At 69.3% G+C, this 17,576-nt stretch carries 19 protein-coding genes and 1 tRNA gene; 12 read left to right on the plus strand and 8 right to left on the minus strand.

The window, feature by feature from the left end:
* The first annotated feature begins 1 nt into the window (after position 1).
* Positions 2-1,483 (plus strand): APC family permease, encoded by a 1,482-nt coding sequence (locus ACX80I_RS12090; RefSeq protein WP_459345367.1) that lies wholly within the window; start codon positions 2-4, stop codon positions 1,481-1,483.
* Between the two features lie 120 nt (positions 1,484-1,603).
* Entirely contained in the window at positions 1,604-2,008 is a 405-nt protein-coding gene (locus ACX80I_RS12095) for a DUF4190 domain-containing protein (RefSeq protein WP_459345368.1), read from the plus strand.
* Positions 2,009-2,040: 32 nt separating this feature from the next.
* On the opposite strand, the gene ppk2 is transcribed toward ACX80I_RS12095, so the two are convergent.
* Positions 2,041-3,117 (minus strand): polyphosphate kinase 2, encoded by a 1,077-nt coding sequence (gene ppk2 / locus ACX80I_RS12100; RefSeq protein WP_459345369.1) that lies wholly within the window; start codon positions 3,115-3,117, stop codon positions 2,041-2,043.
* A 305-nt stretch (positions 3,118-3,422) separates the two neighbouring features.
* On the opposite strand from ppk2, the gene ACX80I_RS12105 reads away from it, so the two are divergent.
* On the plus strand, positions 3,423-4,250 hold the full coding sequence (locus tag ACX80I_RS12105) for a DUF1684 domain-containing protein (protein ID WP_459345370.1): 828 nt from the start codon (positions 3,423-3,425) through the stop codon (positions 4,248-4,250).
* Between the two features lie 37 nt (positions 4,251-4,287).
* Here the strand turns inward: ACX80I_RS12105 and ACX80I_RS12110 are convergent, their stop codons facing one another.
* The 3 genes from ACX80I_RS12110 to ACX80I_RS12120 form a co-directional block, all read right to left on the minus strand.
* Positions 4,288-4,518, minus strand: coding sequence for a hypothetical protein (locus tag ACX80I_RS12110; protein ID WP_459345371.1), 231 nt, complete (start codon positions 4,516-4,518; stop codon positions 4,288-4,290).
* Positions 4,519-4,521: 3 nt separating this feature from the next.
* Positions 4,522-6,030 carry a glycosyltransferase family 2 protein gene (locus ACX80I_RS12115; protein ID WP_459345372.1) on the minus strand — a complete coding sequence of 503 codons (1,509 nt, stop codon included), beginning with the start codon at positions 6,028-6,030 and terminating at the stop codon, positions 4,522-4,524.
* A 192-nt stretch (positions 6,031-6,222) separates the two neighbouring features.
* Positions 6,223-7,416, minus strand: a complete 1,194-nt coding sequence (locus ACX80I_RS12120) for an MFS transporter (RefSeq protein WP_459345373.1) — start codon at positions 7,414-7,416, stop codon at positions 6,223-6,225.
* Between the two features lie 115 nt (positions 7,417-7,531).
* On the opposite strand from ACX80I_RS12120, the gene ACX80I_RS12125 reads away from it, so the two are divergent.
* Positions 7,532-8,194: an alpha-ketoglutarate-dependent dioxygenase AlkB family protein gene (locus tag ACX80I_RS12125; RefSeq protein ID WP_459345374.1), complete on the plus strand. Its 663-nt coding sequence runs from the start codon at positions 7,532-7,534 to the stop codon at positions 8,192-8,194.
* On the opposite strand, the gene ACX80I_RS12130 is transcribed toward ACX80I_RS12125, so the two are convergent.
* The 3 genes from ACX80I_RS12130 to ACX80I_RS12140 all read right to left on the minus strand — a co-directional run bounded on the left by ACX80I_RS12130 (position 8,191) and on the right by ACX80I_RS12140 (position 10,129).
* A complete protein-coding gene (locus ACX80I_RS12130) occupies positions 8,191-8,703 on the minus strand; it encodes a mycothiol transferase (protein WP_459345375.1) in 513 nt (170 codons plus the stop codon). The genes ACX80I_RS12125 and ACX80I_RS12130 overlap by 4 nt on opposite strands.
* The gene (locus ACX80I_RS12135) at positions 8,700-9,335 is read right to left on the minus strand and encodes a GNAT family N-acetyltransferase (RefSeq protein ID WP_459345376.1); all 636 of its coding nucleotides are present in this window, start codon (positions 9,333-9,335) and stop codon (positions 8,700-8,702) included. Before ACX80I_RS12135 ends, ACX80I_RS12130 begins: the two co-directional genes overlap by 4 nt.
* Before the next feature lie 107 nt (positions 9,336-9,442).
* Positions 9,443-10,129 (minus strand): FadR/GntR family transcriptional regulator, encoded by a 687-nt coding sequence (locus tag ACX80I_RS12140; protein ID WP_459345377.1) that lies wholly within the window; start codon positions 10,127-10,129, stop codon positions 9,443-9,445.
* 116 nt (positions 10,130-10,245) lie between these two features.
* On the opposite strand from ACX80I_RS12140, the gene ACX80I_RS12145 reads away from it, so the two are divergent.
* The 7 genes from ACX80I_RS12145 (at position 10,246) to ACX80I_RS12175 (ending at position 15,734) form a co-directional block, all read left to right on the plus strand.
* Positions 10,246-11,529, plus strand: a complete 1,284-nt coding sequence (locus ACX80I_RS12145; protein ID WP_459345378.1) for an alpha-hydroxy acid oxidase — start codon at positions 10,246-10,248, stop codon at positions 11,527-11,529.
* A gap of 202 nt (positions 11,530-11,731) precedes the next feature.
* Complete coding sequence (locus ACX80I_RS12150; RefSeq protein WP_459345379.1) at positions 11,732-12,046, plus strand: hypothetical protein; 315 nt, start codon at positions 11,732-11,734, stop codon at positions 12,044-12,046.
* A gap of 153 nt (positions 12,047-12,199) precedes the next feature.
* Positions 12,200-12,622: a DUF2243 domain-containing protein gene (locus ACX80I_RS12155; RefSeq protein WP_459345435.1), complete on the plus strand. Its 423-nt coding sequence runs from the start codon at positions 12,200-12,202 to the stop codon at positions 12,620-12,622.
* The gene (locus ACX80I_RS12160) at positions 12,615-13,448 is read left to right on the plus strand and encodes a cytochrome c oxidase assembly protein (protein ID WP_459345380.1); all 834 of its coding nucleotides are present in this window, start codon (positions 12,615-12,617) and stop codon (positions 13,446-13,448) included. The genes ACX80I_RS12155 and ACX80I_RS12160 overlap by 8 nt, the downstream gene beginning before the upstream one ends.
* A 60-nt stretch (positions 13,449-13,508) precedes the next feature.
* Positions 13,509-13,955, plus strand: a complete 447-nt coding sequence (locus ACX80I_RS12165) for a hypothetical protein (RefSeq protein WP_459345381.1) — start codon at positions 13,509-13,511, stop codon at positions 13,953-13,955.
* A gap of 78 nt (positions 13,956-14,033) precedes the next feature.
* The gene (locus ACX80I_RS12170; protein ID WP_459345382.1) at positions 14,034-15,359 is read left to right on the plus strand and encodes an alpha-amylase family glycosyl hydrolase; all 1,326 of its coding nucleotides are present in this window, start codon (positions 14,034-14,036) and stop codon (positions 15,357-15,359) included.
* A gap of 108 nt (positions 15,360-15,467) precedes the next feature.
* The gene (locus ACX80I_RS12175; protein WP_459345383.1) at positions 15,468-15,734 is read left to right on the plus strand and encodes a hypothetical protein; all 267 of its coding nucleotides are present in this window, start codon (positions 15,468-15,470) and stop codon (positions 15,732-15,734) included.
* A gap of 70 nt (positions 15,735-15,804) precedes the next feature.
* Here ACX80I_RS12175 and ACX80I_RS12180 read toward each other — a convergent pair.
* Positions 15,805-15,877, minus strand: a tRNA-Ala gene (locus ACX80I_RS12180).
* A gap of 113 nt (positions 15,878-15,990) precedes the next feature.
* Here ACX80I_RS12180 and ACX80I_RS12185 point away from each other — a divergent pair.
* The gene (locus ACX80I_RS12185) at positions 15,991-17,556 is read left to right on the plus strand and encodes a DHA2 family efflux MFS transporter permease subunit (protein WP_459345384.1); all 1,566 of its coding nucleotides are present in this window, start codon (positions 15,991-15,993) and stop codon (positions 17,554-17,556) included.
* Positions 17,557-17,576 lie beyond the last annotated feature (20 nt).

Genomic DNA, 17,576 nt, shown 5'->3' on the forward strand with positions numbered 1-17,576 from the left:
AATGGACCTCTTCCGGACCAAGTCCATCGAGCAGTCGATCAAGGACTCCGACGAAAAGGGACACGGCCTCAAGCGTTCCCTGAATACCTGGGACCTCATGATCATGGGCGTCGCCGTCGCCGTCGGCGCCGGGATCTTCTCGGTTGGTGCCCAGGCGGCCGCCTTCAACGCCGGACCCGCCGTGACCATCTCCTTCGTGCTCGCCGCGATCACCTGCGCGCTCGCCATCATGTGCTACGCGGAATTCGCGACGGCGCTCCCGGTCGCCGGCAGCGCCTACGTCTTCACCTACGCCACGATGGGTGAGCTCCTCGCCTGGATCATCGGCTGGAACCTGATCCTCGAACTGCTGATGGCGGCGGCCGTCATCGCGAAGTTCTGGGGCGTCTACCTCAGCGACCTCTTCAGCGTCCTGGACCTCGACATCCCCGCCGAGATCAGCGTCCTGGGCCTCGACCTCACCTGGGGTCCGCTGCTGATCGTCGCCATCTTCACGGCCGTCCTCATCTACGGCACCAAGCTCTCCGCCCGGGTCAACAGCGTCTTCACCGTCATCAAGATCGGCATCGTGCTGTTCGTGATCGTCGTCGGCTTCTTCTACGTCAGCCCCGAGAACTACGCCCCCTTCGTGCCCGCCGCAGAGCCTGCCGCCGAGAGCGGGGCCAGCTGGGCCGACCAGCCTTTCCTCTCCTTCCTGAGTGGCGCCTCCCCGGCGGCCTTCGGCTTCACCGGCATCATCTCGGGAGCCGCCCTCGTCTTCTTCGCATTCATCGGGTTCGACGTCGTCGCCACGTCGGCCGAGGAAGTGAAGAACCCGAGCCGCACGCTTCCCCGCGGGATCTTCGCCGGGCTGATCGTGGTCAGCATCCTGTACATCCTCGTGACCCTCGTGGTGACCGGCATGGTGTCCTACAAGGAGCTCGGGGCGTCCGGAGCACCGTCACTGGCCACCGCCTTCCAGCTCGTCGGCGCCGACTGGGCTGCCGGCATCATCTCGCTGGGCAGCCTCATCGGGCTGACCACGGTGATCATGGTGCTGCTCATGGGACTCGCCCGTGTGATCTTCGCGCTCAGCCGGGACGGCCTCCTCCCCCGCGACCTGAGCCGCACCTCGGACAAGCACGCCACGCCCGCCCGCACGCAGATCCTGTGCGGCGTCGTCGTCGCCCTGCTCGCAGGCTTCACGCAGGTGGAGGTGCTCGCGGAGATGATCAACATCGGCACGCTCTCGGCCTTCATCACGGTCAGCCTCGGGATCCTCGTGCTGCGCCGGAAGCGCCCGGACCTCGAGCCGGCGTTCCGCGTCCCGTTCGGCAAGGTCATCCCGATCGCTTCCGCCGCCCTGTGCCTCTACCTCATGTTCAATCTGGCCACCATCACGTGGCTGTTCTTCGCCGTCTGGCTGGTCATCGGCTTCGCCGTCTACTTCGCCTACGGCAACCGCCACTCGCGCCTCCGCGTGCGGCAGCACGAGCACGTCTGACCCCTTCGCCGCGCCTCTTCCCGGCGAACGTGCGCCGGCGGCCGCTGCGCGAGACAATGGTGCCCTCTGGAACCGCGGTTCCAGGGGGCACCATCCGTCTCTGCCAGCAGAAGGAACCCCATGTCCCAGGAGCCCTACCCCAGCGAGCGCCCGTTCTCCGGCAGCCATGCGAAGCCGTACGACGGGGGTGCGTACGAAAGCCAGGGCGGCTACCCCCCGTACCAGGCCGGGCAGCCGGGCGCCTATCAGCCGGGGTACTTCCCCTCCTACCGGTCCATCGAGGGAGAGAAGGCCGCCCAGACCTCCCTCATCCTCGGGATCGTCGGACTCTTCGTGGCCGGGATCATCCTGGGACCGCTGGCGATCTGGCAGGCGAAGAAGGCCGAGCGCCTGGGCGTCCCGGCAACGGCCGGAAAAGTGCTCGGCTGGATCAACGTCGCGCTCTACGGCATCGCCATCCTGTTCGGGATCCTCCTGATCGTTCTCATGTTCGCGGGATTCTCGGCCTCCACCTACAGCAGCTGACGCGGAGGGCCCGGCCGGCTACAGCGTGGGGACTACAGCGTGGGGAACAGGCGCGTGGACTGCTCGTCCGCTTCGAAGACGCGCGAGTGCGGCCCCGTCCCCACGATCAGCGGGTCCGGTGTGCCGACCACGTCGGGGTCCTTCTCGTCATAGTCGAGTACGGACAGGACATAGCGCAGGGCCTCGATCCTGGCCCGCTTCTTGTCGTTGCTCTTGATCACCGTCCACGGAGCATCGGCCGTATTGGTGTAGAAGAACATGGCCTCCTTGGCTTCCGTGTACTCGTCCCACTTGTCGAGTGACTGGAGGTCCATGGGGCTCAGCTTCCAGCGGCGGACGGGGTCGGTGTGGCGCTGGGCGAAACGGCGCCGCTGTTCCTCGCGGGACACCGAGAACCAGAACTTGATGAGGTGGGTGTCGCTGCGCACCAGCATGCGCTCCAGCTCCGGGGCCTGCCGCATGAACTCCAGGTACTCGGTGGGCGTGCAGAAGCCCATGACGCGTTCCACCCCGGCCCGGTTGTACCAGGACCTGTCGAACAGGACGATCTCACCGCCCGAGGGCAGCACGGACATGTAGCGCTGGAAGTACCACTGGGTCTGTTCCTTCTCGCTCGGCTTGTCCAGGGCGACCACCCGGGCACCGCGAGGATTGAGGTTCTCGGTGAACCGCTTGATCGTGCCGCCCTTGCCCGCCGCATCGCGTCCCTCGAACAGGACGGCGACCTTGGTGCGGTTGGCCTTGACCCAGCCCTGCATCTTGAGCAGCTCGATCTGCAGCGCCCTCTTGGCCTTCTGGTACTCGCGCTCCGTCATCCGGGTGTCGTAGGGGTAGTCCTCGCGCCAGGTGGGCTGGTCGGGATGGGGCAGGAGCACGTGCTCCTCGCCGTCGCCGTCGGGGGTCGGAACGGGGACCGGGGGCTGCTCCTCGCCCTCGACGGAGGGCGTATCCGCCGGGGAGTCCGTCGGCTCGTCGGTCAGCTCATCGGTCGGCTCATCGGTCGGTTCCGCAGCCCCGGTCCCGCCGGCAGCCTCCCCGACGGCGTCGCTCGTGTCATCGCTCGTGTCGTCGTCGTCCACTACCGCCGCAACTCCTGGTCCATCGCTCATCCTGCCTCCTCCTGTTCAAGCCACCCAGGCGATACCCCACGTCCGGCACCCGGAGTGGACCCGCACACCGGGATCCCCCTCCGGAGCCCCACCGCCCGTTCGCATCGTCCCAGAGGAAGCGCCGCGGAAGCATCAGAAGGCGGAGACCCCTCCAGGGTGGACGGTTTCCTCCCGCCTTGCTAGGGCAGACCGGGGACGTCCGCGCGCGACGTTCCGGCAGGATGTTTGGAGCGGCCGGGGCGGGGAATGCCGACGGCTCCCTCCGGGTTCTACGCGGTGCAGGCAGCCGAGCCAAGGAGGACACGATGACCACGACCACCGCCACCACCCGGACCGCCGAGGAACGGTGGCTGCATTTCCGGCAGGCGCGCAACAAGGCCCTTGCGGAACCGCATGGCTGGCTGACGCTCACGTCCTTCCAGTGGCTCGGCGACGAACCTGCAGCCCTCGAGCTCGTTCCCGGTCTCTGGTCGGCTGCGGGCGACACCGCCAGCCTGACCGCGCACTCCGCGGACGCCCTCACCGAACCGGCGAGCGGCCGGCTCGTGGAGGGCACGCTCACAGCGGTCCTGGCCGATGAGGAGTCACTGATGTGGGTCGCCCACGGGGGTGCGGACGGCCGCCGGGTCGTGGTGGAGCTGGCACGCCGCGCAGGCCGCTACGCGATCCGGACGAGGGACGCCGAGTCGCCGGCGCTGACCGCGTTCACCGGGGTGCCCGTCTTCGACTACAACCCCGACCTCGTGGTCACGGGACGCTTCGAACCGTATGACGCACCGCGCGAGGAGAGTATCCGGACGGCACATCCCGACGTCCCCGGGACCTCTTCGACAGTGGGCGACGTCGTCTTCTCCCTTCCGGGAGAGAACAGGGAGTTCCGGCTCCACGCCTCCCAGGAGGACGCCGGTTCGCTCGCGATTCCATTCCACGACCGGACCAACGGGACGGCCACCGCTCCCTGGCGGAAGGTGGCCGCCCGCCGTCCGCGCCCGGATGGGACGGTGCTCCTCGACTTCAACCGGGCGATCAACTATCCCAGCGCCTTCACCCCGTACGGCACCTGCCCCATGCCGGTCAGTGCCAACGTCGTCGACGCGCCCATCGAGGCCGGGGAGAAGGACCCGCTGCGCTGAGGGACGGGTGCGGGACCGGGCGATCCCGGTTCTGAGCTCAGACCTGCGAGTCCGGATAGATACTGCGGGTCTCGGTCCGGCGGTTGCGGCTGGTCACCCAGTCCGAGGGATAGATCCTGGGCAGGATGTTGGCCAGCGCCAGTGAGGCGTAGACGACCGTGTTGATGGCCACGAACGCCGCGAGGACGGCGAACTCGCTGCTGCTCAGTACCGATTCCGGCAGGAGGATGCCGGCAGGGATGATGGGTCCGGCTGCTGTAGGGAACACGGGTCAGGCCTCCTGGAGGAAGGGTTCGGCCGCCGGAGCGGCATGGGGAAGATGCTTCCAGCTGGCCTGGCGGCCGAAGGAGATGTCGATGATGCCCTTGATGTAGACGAGGTTCAGGAACATATCGAAGATCAGTTCCGGGAACAGCGTGACGGCGAGCAGCCGCGCCTTCCAGCCGCCGTTCCACACCGTGAGGACCCGCTCGACGGTGAAGAGGAGGCCGAGCCCGAGCCAGAACGGGAACCAGATCCAGGTCTCGAGCGAGACGACGGTGAGCGTGATGAGCGCGAGGTAGGCGCCCAGGGCGATCACTCCGTACCCGATGCCGAGCTGCTGCGCCCAGTACCGCATCGTGGGAGCGGTGACCCCGTAGGCGCCGATGTTCTCGAGGGCACCCCGCTGCCAGCGCAGGCGCTGGTTCCACAGCGTGCGCCAGGAGGGCATCAGCTCGGTCACGACGGTGCACTCCTGCGGTGAGATCATGAGCCCGCCAAGTGACTTGATGGCGATGGTGAGTTCGTTGTCCTCGGTCAGGGCTGCGGTGTCGTAGACGTCACCGGCCGCTCCCGGGATCGACGTACCGCGGCTCTCGGCGATCGTGCGCAGCGCCACGGGACGGAACAGCGAGGCGGTGCCGGTGAGGACGAAGACACGTCCACGGCGACGGCGCATTTGGCGTGAGTAGCGGATGTACTCGTTGCGCTGGAACTGGCCGATCAGGCCGTGGCCCCGCTCGCCGTAGAAGAGCCCGCCCACGGCCATGAGCGCACGGTCACCGACGAAGCGTGCCACAGCGCCGGCCAGGAAGCCGTCGTCGAGTTGGGTATCGGCGTCCATGACCATGACGACGTCGTTGTCACCCTGCTGCGGCAGGATCGCCTTCAGCGCCTGGTTGAGGGCGCCGGCTTTCTTCTTCGTATTGGCCACCGACTCGATGACCTCGACGCCTGCCTCCCGGGCCAGGCGGACCGTGGCGTCCGTGCAGTTATCGGCGACGACGATGATGCGCTCGGGCCGGTGCGACTGGCTCTTGAGGGAAGCGATCGTCTGCGGGAGCGAGGCCTCCTCGTTGTGCGCGGGGATGAGGACCGTCACCGTGACCTCGCCCGCGAACCGGCCGCGGTTGGCCGCCATGATCACCTTCGGAGCAAGCGGTTGGTGTCCCGGATTCATCGACCGCCTCGACGTGGTGGCGATGCGCCGCTCCACCAGTGCGAGCCCGGCACCCGCCAGCAGGGCGAGCGCGATGGCGGTCAGGATGGTGTTCGTCCCGGGCGCATCGGAGTTGTAGAGGATGCGCCAGATGCCGATCACGGCGTCCTGCGACGACGCGATCGTCGTCTCGGGGTGCTTGGCCGCCACGGCGAACCACAGCAGCGCCGCGGCTGCCGTCACGATGGCTGCGATGACCAGGCCGACGGCGCGGTCGAGCCGGCCCCCCGACGCGTAGGCCTGTGGCTCGTCCGCCGCGGCCGGATGGTCCCGTCCTGGTTCGGTTGGTGTCCTCGTCATCGCTACTGCGTCCCCCTGAGACCGGAGCCCGCTGCAGGTCGTCCCGACGCGCAGCGGCCTTTCTGGTGCGGAGCAGCCGTCCCCGGGCCGCCGCGCTTCTGGGACGAGTCTGCCCCGGCAGCCCGAACCCAGTCCCGCGCGAAACCCGAAGAATTGGTCAAGGAACGCCGTGGTTCCTCCCGCTGCGCTGTCTCAGCGGTCCTTCGGCAACCGCCGTACCGAGAGCGTGCTGCTGGCGAAGAAGGTCACCACGGAGACCAGGAGAACCAGCAATGCCGGCGTCCAGGACCCCGAGGCGTCATGGACGAGACCTACCAGGGGCGGGGCCAGGGCGGCGACGCAGTACCCCGATCCCTGGACGACGGCGGACATCCGGCCGGCGGAGACCTGGTCCTGGGCGAGCCGGATGATGGCGATGAAGATCACCGTGATGCCGCCGCCCTGGGCGATGCCCCCACCGAAGGACCAGAGCCACCAGAGCTGGGGCGCCAGGAGCAGGCCGGCCGGCACGGCCGTCCACAGCACACCGATGATGACGGCCACCGCCGTCGTACTCAGGAACCTGGCAGCGAAGGGCACCCCTAGGCCGCCCGCGATGGCGAGGATCTGGAAGATGGAGGATGCTGCGCCGGCTTCACCGACGGACATCCGCAGTTCGTCATGCAGGTAGCTGGGCAGCCACGCGGTCACCCCGTAGTAGGAGAAGGCCTGCATGGCGAAGGCCACCGCGAGGCCCGCGGTCGTCCACCCCGAGCCCTCCACGGGCGGCAGCTTCGTCCCACCGCCGTCCTCGGGGGACACCAGGAACGCATTCCTCGGGCCCACTGCCAGCGTCCAGAAGGCGATCGCCCCCACGGCCAGGACGGCGACCGCGGCCAGAGCGATCCTCCACCCGGCCGCGTCGGCCAGCGGCGCCGTAATCACCGAGGTGAGGAACGACCCGATGTTCAGTGCCGCGGTGTAGATTCCCATCGCCGTCCCCTGCCGGGCTGGGGAGAAATCGCGGCGGATGATCAGCGGCACTGCGATGTTGCCCACCGTGATCGCGAGGCCGATCAGCACGGTGCCTGCCACCACCAGCAGGGGGCCGCTGGCGGAACGCACCAGGACGCCGGCCAGCACGCCGAGGATGGTCAGCGTCACCGCGAATTCGGCGCCCAGCCTCCGGGCAGCCAGGGACGCGAGGGGTGCCGCGACGGAGAAGCACAGGACCGGGATGCTGGTGAGCAGTCCCAGCAGGACGGGCGAGAAGTGCAGGTCCGCCTGCATCAGGTCCGCCACCGGGGCGACCGCCACGAAGGGGCCCCTCAGGTTGAGGGCCACCAGTCCGATGCAGGCGAGCAGGATGTAGCTGCCAGGAACCCTGGCGAGGATCCGGCCACTCACGGTGCGGGCGGCGGGATAGGCGGTTTCATCACCTCTATTGCTATCACGCCTTCCGGATGCGGGAACGGTCCGGCATCGGCAGCCGATGCCGCCCGTCCCGGCGCACAATGGTCGGATGACCGATCCGATCGATGCCCTGATCCCCCGCCCGCTCCGGGAGCTGGCGCCGGGAGCCGTGCATCTTCCCGACTGGCTGGACACCGGACGTCAGCGGGAACTCGTCGCGCTGTGCCGGACCTGGGCGAGCGGGCCTGTGCCGATGCGCGCCGTCACTCTGCCGAACGGCGGAGTCATGTCCGTCAAGAGCCTGAGCCTCGGCTGGCACTGGCTCCCCTACCGGTACAGCCGCACTGCCGACGACGCCGGCGGCGCCGCCGTCGCGCCGTTCCCCGAGGTGCTCCGCATCCTGGGGCGCGACGCCGTGACCGCGGCCTACGGTCCGGAGGCCGGCGCGTCCTACGAACCCGATGCCGCCCTCGTCAACTACTACGACGACGCCGCGAAGATGGGCATGCACCAGGACCGGGAGGAACGCGTGAACGCGCCCGTCGTGTCCCTCAGCCTGGGCACGGCGTGCGTCTTCCGCTTCGGCAACACCGAGACCCGGAACCGTCCCTGGCAGGACGTGGAACTCAGGTCGGGCGACCTCTTCGTGTTCGGTGGGCCCTCGCGGCTCGCCTATCACGGAGTCCTCAGGACCCTGCCCGGCACGGCGCCTCCCGGCATCGGGTTCGAGGGGCGGCTCAACATCACGGTGCGGCAGACGGGCCTGGGCTAGGCCCGCGCGAGGATCATCCCCCGCGCGTAGGCGGCCTGGCCCGCATGCTGCACGGCGTCGTCCACCACGCTGACCAGCCGGACGAGGAGCGTCACGGGCGGGTCCCAGTGCTCGTCGACCACCTGCTGCAGGTCTTCGTCCGCAAGGCCCGCGATCAGACTCTGGGCCAGCTGGTGGACGGCGCCGAAGTAGTCCAGCAACTGCTGCGCCGACCCGACCCGGACAGCGCCCACCTGGTCCGGTGAATGCCCGTAGCCGGTGTCATCCCGGTCGAGCTCCAGGGTCCAGCGGTCGGCGTAGCCGTGTGCCAGCCACACCTCCTCATGGCCGAATGCCTCCGCGAAGTGGCCGTCGTCGACCCGCGAGAGGTGCCAGATAAGCCAGGCCACGGAATTGGCGGTCCCACCCGGCCGGATGGACAGCTGGTCAGCATCCAGGCCGTCGACGGCACGGCGCACCAGGTCGGGCAGCCGGCCGTACGCCTCGGTCAGGACGTCGACCGCTGTCACCGGCGCTCCTGCCCGGCGGCACCGGACGCCGGCAGCAGCCTGAACCGCCGGCGCTGCTGGGCGGGAAGAAGCGAGAGGAACTGCGGGTGGGCCGCCAGGAAGTCCATCGCCTCGGGACAGCAGGGCATGACGGCCAGGCGCCGGCGGTGCACGTTGAGCAGTACGGCCTGCATCAGCACCGGCTCGAGGCCCAGATGGCGGTGTTTCGGGTCGACGACGGCGTGCAGCAGGAGGATGTCCCCGCCGCGCATCTCGTACTGCACGTACCCGGCCATCATCCCCTTGCGGTACAGCTCGAACCGGGAGAAGAGGGCGTTGTCGCGGAACGTCTCACGGGCGTCGTCCACGTCGCCGCGCTGCACGGCCTCGCGCTCACGCCGCGCGAGTTCCTCGACGAGCGCGTCGTACCGCTCCCGTGTCTCGAGGGCCGGACGGTCCAGGTCGAGGAGCTGGTAGGTGCGGTTGCACAGCATCCTCAGGTGGCGCGTCGATGCCCCGGCGAGGTCGCTCGGGAAGGCGGACTCCTCGACCTGCGGCACGGAGGAGAGATGCGCCCGCCGGGTGCCCCCCGACGGAACTGCCCCGTCCTGACGTGCAGCGGGATGCTCGAGAATATGCGGCAAGTGTTCCATGGTCAGCTCCACATCCGGGTGGGTCCTCAGCCGCCTGCTCGACAGTTCCTGCAGTCTAGGTGACGTGCGTCATATTGGAAAGGCGGGCCCCTGTCAACAGCCGGACCTCACGCGGAGATCCCCGACTCGCGGTAGAAACCTTCGATATGATCCCGCACCAGGTCCGCAGCCCTGCCCCCGTCACCGGTCAGCACGGCGTCGAGGATCGCGCGGTGCTCCCGCCGGAGCCTCTCCGACGTCGCCGTCCAGTCCGGAAGTCCTGCGGTCAGCCGTCGCGTGTAGTCCTCGATGGACCCGCGCAGCGATCCCATCATGGCTCCCACCAGCACGTTCCCGGCCGCCTCCGCGAGCGCGACGTGGAAGAGCGCGTCGCGCTCCAGGAATCCTGCCGGGCCGTCGTCGTGCTCGTCCATCTCGTCGAGGAGCCGGGCCGCCCCCTCGAGGGACGGCGAGTCCGGCGACGCGTGGGCTGCCGCCCACGTCTCCAGCAGGAGGCGCGTCTCCACGACGTCCCGAACGGGCAGGGAGGTGCTTGCCACGTGCAGCCGCAGCGCGGAGTCGAGGGCAAGTGCGGGGTTCCCCGTGACGACCGTGCCCGCCAGTGGCCCGGACCCGACACCGGCGCGGACGACGCCGAGGGCCTCCAGTACCCGTGTGCCCTCGCGCACCGAGGCCCGGGAGATCCTCAGTTGCTCCGCCATGGTGCGCTCGCCGGGCAGCCGGGACCCGATGGCGAGCCGCCCCGCGGCGAGTTCCTGCTCGAGCCATGCCGAGACCACCTGGTGATTGCGCATGCGGCCAGCATAGCTTGTGTGGTCCGACCACAGGCCGTAGGATCTGTGGCCAGACCACGGTTCCGCCATTGCGATCCGCCATCGCGATCCCGGCCGACGACGAGCAAAGGCACCCCATGCACCCATCCTCCAGCGCACCCGTTCCTCCGGCCCTTCGGCGCCGGGTCCCTCGGGTCGCGGACCTGGCACCCCTGATGCAGTTCAAGAAGCCCGAGATCGGTGCGGCAGCCCGGCTCCGGCGGGCCAACACCGTCTGGGACCTGCGCGACGTGGCCAAGCGGCGGACACCCACGGCACCCTTCGACTACACCGATGGTGCCGCCGAGGCCGAGATCTCGCTCCGCCGCGCGCGGGAGGCCTTCCTCGACCTCGAGTTCCGGCCGGGCATCCTCCGCAACGTGCAGACCGTCAGCACCGTCACGCCGATCCTGGGGAAGGATTCGGCCCTGCCGTTCGGCATCGCGCCCACCGGTTTCACGCGCATGATGCAGTCGGAGGGCGAGTACGCCGGCTCGCGGGCGGCGGAAGCGGCAGGCATCCCCTATACGCTCTCCACCATGGGCACGGCTTCCATCGAGGATGTGGCGGAGGCCGCGCCGAACGGGCGCAACTGGTTCCAGCTCTACCTGTGGACGGACCGGGACCGCTCGATGGAGCTCATCGCCCGGGCGGCCGCGGCCGGGAACGACACCCTCATGGTCACCGTCGACACCGCGGTGGCCGGCGCCCGGCTCCGCGACGTCCGCAACGGCATGACCATCCCGCCGGCACTGACCCTGAAGACCGTGCTCGACGCCTCGTACCGCCCGGCCTGGTGGTTCAACTTCCTGACCCACGAGCCGCTCTCGTTCGCCTCGCTCTCACGCTACTCAGGGACCGTGGCCGACCTCATCAACTCGATGTTCGATCCGACGCTCACCTTCGAGGACCTGGACTGGCTGCGCAGCGTCTGGAAGGGGAACCTCGTGGTCAAGGGGATCCAGACGCTCGACGACGCGAAGAAGGCCGTGGACCACGGAGCGGACGGCATCATCCTGTCCAACCACGGCGGACGCCAGCTCGACCGGGCACCCGTCCCGCTGCACCTGCTGCCACGCGTCGCGGCCGAGCTCAAGGGCAAGACCGACATCATCCTGGACACGGGCATCATGAGCGGTGGCGACGTCGTGGCCGCCCTGGCCCTGGGAGCGGACTTCACGCTGATCGGCCGCGCCTACCTCTACGGGCTGATGGCCGGCGGACGCCAGGGCGTGGACCGCACCATCGAGATCCTCGGCACGGAGACAGCGCGCACCCTGCAGCTGCTCGGCGTGAACCGCATCGCGGACCTCACCCCGGACCACGTCCGGCTGCTCGGCGACGCGACGGGGGACGTGCGCGAAGGCGCCGTGACGCGCTGACGCGGGGCGGCGCGGCGCGGTCGGTCTGCACCTTCGGATCCGGCGGTTCCGACCGTCCTGGATCCGCCACGTCTCATTCTGATGACGGACGCCGGGATAGCCCCGGACGAGGTCTAGTATTTCTCCAGTGGGCCTGCCTGGGGCGGGTCCGAACATAAGTCTGGGGAGACGAAATATGGGACGTGGGCGGAAGCATTTTCCGTTGCGTTACAGGCGTGCGCGGTCACTGCTCTACGTGGTCGGCCTGTTCTGGTTGTGGCTGTGGCTCGGCAGCGCCGCATGGATGGAGAGTCTCTACTCCTCACCGCTGCACGCGCTGCTCGCGATGTACGGGCTGGCCGTCGTCGTGCTGGTATCGATCCCTGCCGCGCTGCTCGCAGGAATCCAGATGGCCCTCATCCGTGCTCGCCCCGCCACTGCGGGTGCCTCCAGCGCGGTCGTCGTGAAACTCCCGGCCGCGCCGCAGCAGCCACCGCTCCAGCCCGCCCACTGGTGGTACGGCGAGAAGGTCTCCTGACCACCTCCCGGTGCACCGGGAAAATGCTGGACGGTCCGAGCACGCGGCTGGCACGCTGGACAGGGTCCGCACCCTCCGACGACGGGGACCGTCATCGCTTCGTCCACCCAGCCGCCCGCGCAGCCCGCTGTCGCCCTCCAGCGCCGCAACGTCCTGGTCGGCGTCCTCTTCGGGTGCGGGGTCATCGCGTTCATCGACGAGGCCGTCTTCCACCAGCTCCTCCACTGGCACCACTTCTACGACAGGTCCACGCCCGCGGCCGGCCTCGTGTCCGACGGCGTCTTCCATGCCGTCAGCTGGTTCGCGACGGTCGCATCCCTCTTCCTCTTCGCCGATCTGCGACGGCGAGGCGCCCTCCAGGCCCGGCGCTGGCTGGGTGGCATCCTCGTGGGCATCGGCGGCTTCCAGCTGTTCGACGGCCTGGTCCAGCACAAGCTCCTCGACCTGCACGAGGTCCGGTACGGCGTGGACCTGCTCCCCTACGATCTGGTGTGGAACGGTGCGGCCCTCGCGTTCCTGCTCGCGGGGATCTCGGTACTGCTCGCGGCACGGCGCGCGGAGACCCGCCGTGGCTGAACACCCGGGCCCGGGGCACCCGGCGCAGCTTTCCGAGGGCATCGACGGCTTCCTCCTGGACACCGGGATTCTGCTCGTCTGGCTGGGACTCGCCATGCTGTACCTCCTCGCGGACCGTGGAGCGGTCCTGCGGGGGCGGACCGGATGGCCGGTCCGCCGAACCGCGGCCTGGCTGGCCGGGGTCGGCCTGGGGTTCACCGCGACCGGGCCGCTCGCACAGGCTGCCGCCGTCAGCTTCACCGCGCATACCGCGGTCCACCTCGTCCTCGGCATGCTCGTCCCGCTGCTGCTCGTGCTGGGAGCTCCCGCGACGCTGTTCCTCCGCGCCGTCCCCGCGTCCGTCGGGCGCCGTTACAGCCGGCTCGCCCGTGCGATGCCGGTGCGGGTCGGCACGCATCCGGTGGCTGCGACGCTGCTCACCACGGTCCCCCTGGTGCTCCTGTACCAGGACGGCTCCGCCCTCGGACTGGCCCATCATCCGGTGCTCGGGCCGCTGCTCCACCTCCACTTCCTCGTGTCGGGCGTCCTCTTCACCTACGCCGTCGTCGGCGTGGACCCGAACCCCCACCGGGCCCCAGCCGGGCTGAGGGGCAGTGCGATCGTCGTCGGCATCGCGGTCCACGGGATGGTGTCGAAGCAGCTCTACTCCGTCGCGGGCCAGGGCGCCGTGCCACCCGACGCGGAGCAGGCGGCGCACCTCATGTACTACGGCGGGGACGCCGTCCACGGAATGCTCCTCGTGGCATTCTGCGCCCAGGTCTACCGGGCGGCAGGACGGCGGTCCGGCCACCGTCGAGTGGACAGCAGTATGTCAGCCCGCATATAACTAGTTTGTAGAACTAGTTGACAGTATGGTTCGTATTCTTGATCGAAAGGTAAGAGAGCCATGACGCAGACAGTCAGTGCTATCGGCGCTATCAGCGCTATCGGCGCAGGAGATACGGCACTAGGAGCCCCCCTCCACTGCGGCGAGCCCATGACCCTGCGGGAGACCTCCTACGTGGGGTCCTCCTACGGCATGATTCCGCAGCCCTCCGCCGGGTTCGACGTCGAACTCGTCTGGGCCTGCTCGTGCGGCTTCCAGCTCTCGCACGAGGAGCCGGCCGAACTCGCGCACCCCCTGTCCCCTGCCCTGCGCCGCGTCGCGGCGGCCGCGGCGGACCTCGAGTCGATCCAGTGGCGCCTCGACCAGCTCACCGACGAACTCGAGACCGCCGTGGTCGAGGCAGCAGACGCAGGCGCCGCGATCGTCGACATCGCCGAGGCCGCGCAGATGGAGCCCGTCGAGGTGCAGCAGCTCGCCTCGGGAGGACGCCTCCTCGACGTAGGCTAGGCAGCACGCCGCCCGTGGCCGGGCCGGCCGCAGCCCTGTCCGCGGGCCGGGTCAGGATCTACGGAAAGGGCACACCCCATGAGCGAACCCGCCTGGGTCCAGCACGCCATCTGGTGGCACGTCTATCCCCTCGGGTTCGTCGGGGCGGAGAAGGCCGCGACGGCGGAGCCTGCAGGCAGGCACCGGCTCCTGGACCTGGTGCCATGGCTCGACTACGCCGTCGAACTGGGAGCGTCCGGCCTCGCCCTCGGTCCCGTGTTCGCGTCGGAGACGCACGGCTACGACACCACCGACTACTTCCGGATCGATGCCCGCCTCGGGACGTCGGAGGACTTCGACACGCTTGTGCGCGAGGCGCACCGGCGCGGACTCCGGATCCTGCTCGACGGCGTCTTCAACCACACCGGGCGTTCGTTCGCCCCGTTCCGGGACGTGCTCACGGACGGTCCGGGAGCGGCGACCGCCTCCTGGTTCACGCTGGACTGGCCCAACGGCGCAGCCCCCGGCACCGAACCGGGATACCGGGACTTCGAAGGCCACCACCACCTGGTGGCGCTGAACCACGACGAACCGGCCGTCGCGGACTTCGTGGTCGACGTGATGGAGCACTGGCTCCGGCGGGGCGCGGACGGCTGGCGGCTCGACGCGGCCTACGCCGTCCCGGCGCGGTTCTGGGCCTCCGTGACCGGCCGCGTCCGCGCATCCCACCCCGACGCCTACTTCGTCGGGGAGTACATCCATGGCGACTACGCCTCCGAGGTCCGGGACGGCGGCCTCGATTCCGCGACCCAGTACGAACTGTGGAAGGCCGTGTGGAGCTCGCTCAACGACGCCAACCTCTTCGAACTCGCCGCCGCGCTGGAGCGGCACAACGCATTGCTCGCGTCCTTCGCACCGCTCACGTTCCTCGGCAACCACGACGTCACACGGATCGCCAGCAGGCTCACCGACCCCGCCCTGCTGCCGCACGCCGTCGCCGTCCTCCTCACCGTGGGCGGCACGCCGTCCGTCTACTACGGCGACGAGCAGGGCTACCGCGGCATCAAGGAGGACCGGGCAGGGGGCGATGACGACGTCCGGCCGCTCTTCCCGCCCGAACCCGGAAGCCTCTCCCCCGTCGGGCGGCCCGTCTTCGACGTGCACCAGGAGCTCATCGGCGTCCGGCGCCGCCACCCCTGGCTGCACCGCGCGAGGACCCAGGTGCTGCAGCTGTCCAACGAGGTGCTCGCGTACCGCGTCGCGGCCGAGGGGCCGGATGCCCTCGTGGTCGCGCTGAACCTCTCCTCCGATGCCCAGCCGGTCCCGGCTACCGGGGCGCTGTCCGTACTCGCCGGACAGGCGGCCCTCGACGCGCCCTCCGGCAGGGCGACCCTGCCGCCCCGCGCCTGGGCCGTCCTCGGCTGAGGCTGAGGCTGAGGCTGAGACCAGCGCTGCCGTTCTCGAACCCGAGCCGACGTCGGCGCGGGAACCGGGGATAATGGGAGTCCACGCCGCACTGCAGAGGAGGGCCGCATGAGTCCGGATGACCAGCCCCGGAACCCCGAAACGGTCGATTTCACGGCCTGGCCCCGGCCTGTCCCGCAGCAGGTGCTCAACGGCCTCAAGAAGCTCCTGCTGGTGACGGCCCTCCTCGTGGGCTTCCACCAGCTCGTCCCCTCGACCACCCTCGGATCCTCACTGAGCAGCACCTTCACCCTCCTGGTGGTGATGTCCTGGCTCGGACCCCTGGCCCGGATCCTGGCGGCACGGCCCTGGGCGCGGAAGGCCGCCGAGGAATAGGCAGGCCTCCACGGACAGCCTGCAACGGAAGAGGCGAGGCTCCTGCAGGAGCCTCGCCTCTTCCGAACCGTGGAGCTTAGGGGAATCGAACCCCTGACCTTTTCATTGCGAACGAAACGCTCTACCAACTGAGCTAAAGCCCCGGATACCACTTCCGAACACCAACACTGTACCCAAGAGGGCGGCGTTAGCCCAAAGCGGCGCACGAATGGGCACGGCCTCCGGAGTGTCGGCCCGTGGGAGTAGCCTTTGCACCATGTCCAGCAATCCCTCCCAGGCGGCGCCTGCCCCGCTCCAGGACGACGTCCGGCCCTGGCCGGCGCTGTGGTCACTCGTCATCGGGTTCTTCATGATCCTCGTCGATTCGACCATCGTGTCCGTCGCCACGCCCGCCATCATGGAGGGGCTCGGCGCAGGCATCGACAGCGTCATCTGGGTGACGAGTGCCTACCTGCTGGCCTACGCCGTCCCGCTGCTCGTCACGGGCAGGCTCGGGGACCGTTTCGGACCGAAACGGGTCTACCTCGTGGGCCTCGTGGTCTTCACACTCTCCAGCGCGTGGTGCGGACTGTCGGGGACCGTGGAGGTCCTCATCATCGCCCGCGTCCTGCAGGGCCTGGGCGCCGCGCTCATGACCCCGCAGACGATGTCCGTCATCACGCGGATCTTCCCGCCCGAGCGCCGCGGCGCGGCCATGGGACTCTGGGGGTCCGTGGCCGGTGTGGCGACACTCGTCGGGCCCGTCCTCGGCGGGGTGCTCGTCGACTCCGCCGGCTGGGAATGGATCTTCTTCATCAATGTCCCCGTGGGCGTGGTGGGTTTCCTCCTCGCCGCACGCCTCGTTCCCACCCTCCCGACGACGTCGCACCGTTTCGACATGCTCGGGGTGTTCCTCAGCGCGGCCGGCCTCTTCTGCCTCGTCTTCGGCATCCAGGAGGGCGAGAGCTACGACTGGGGCACCATCGCAGGTCCGCTCTCCGTGTGGTCGCTCATCATCACCGGCATCGTCCTGCTCGTCGCCTTCGTCGCCTGGCAGAGGTTCAACCGCGGAGAGCCGCTGGTTCCCCTCAAGCTGTTCCGCGACCGCAACTTCTCCCTCGCCAACACGTCCATCACGGCGATGGGCTTCTCGGTCACCACCATGTCGCTGCCGCTCATGCTCTACGCGCAGACGGTGCGGGGCCTCTCGCCCACGCAGGCGGCCCTCCTGCTGACCCCGATGGCCGTCATCTCGGGGGTCCTCGCCCCGTTCGTGGGCAAGTACGTGCAGCGCAGCAATCCGAAGTACATCGCCATCGCCGGCTTCGCCGGGATGTCCGCGGCGCTCTTCTGGATGGGCTCGATCCTCACGGCGGACGTCCCCATCTGGCAGCTCCTGCTCCCCATCTCCCTGCTCGGCTTCTCGAGCGCCGGGATATGGGCGCCGGTGTCCCTGACCGCCACGCGCAACCTCGCGCCCTCCCTCGCCGGAGCGGGTTCCGGCGTGTACAACACGACTCGCCAGATGGGCGCGGTCCTCGGCAGTGCCGCCGTCGCAGCCGTGATGCAGTCCCGCCTGATGGCCAATCTCGGAGGTGGGGGCATCAGTGCGACCCCCGGGACGGCCCTTCCCGAGGAGGCGAAGGCGGGGTACGCCCTCTCCATGGGGCAGTCGCTCTACCTGCCCGCTCTCGTGATCATCGTCGGCTTCGCGGCCGCCCTGTTCTTCGCGCGGCCTCAGCAGAACCGCGCGTGGGAGCGCGACGCCGGTGCCGCCCGCGGTCCCGGCGCCCATCCGGCACCGTCTGGCCGGCAGCGGGAAGCGACGGCTGCCGACACCTGAGCCGTTGCCTCGGGGAACTA

The sequence above is a fragment of the Arthrobacter rhamnosi genome (assembly GCF_054510855.1).